Raw genomic sequence first — 375 nt, forward strand, 5'->3', positions numbered from 1 at the left:
CCGGGTTGGCGTGCTCACCTTCGTAGAGCTGCGCCTCCAACCCCAGCGCCCGCACGCGCATCAGCCAGGGCGCGATGTCGCGTTGGCCGATCGCGACGAAGCCCAGCGGTGCAGGCGAATCCCAGGCCAGCACGAAGCGGTGGTAGGCGAGGAGGCCGGCGTCGCCGCTGGCGCCATAGCGGGCCAGCAGCAGGGCGCTGCTGTCCTCCTGCAGGGTCTGGGCTTCGGCGATCAACTCGCGCTGCGCATCCATCTGTTGCGAGCCGTTCCAGCTGGCGGCGAAGCTCAATACACCCAGTACGATCAGGGCGAGGATGGCCATGCGCGAGCGCAGCAGCAGGCGCAACTCGCGGTGCAGCAGGGAGAGTGGGCGTT

General features: G+C 69.1%; 1 protein-coding gene. It reads right to left on the minus strand.

What is annotated here, in order from left to right; translation table 11 throughout:
• Window positions 1–346: hypothetical protein (locus FLQ44_RS11510; RefSeq protein ID WP_206208848.1), on the minus strand; the 346-nt coding region annotated here is incomplete at its 3' end.
• Window positions 347–375 lie beyond the last annotated feature (29 nt).

Origin of the sequence: Vogesella mureinivorans, from assembly GCF_007644035.1 — a bacterium.
Classification (GTDB): domain Bacteria; phylum Pseudomonadota; class Gammaproteobacteria; order Burkholderiales; family Chromobacteriaceae; genus Vogesella; species Vogesella mureinivorans.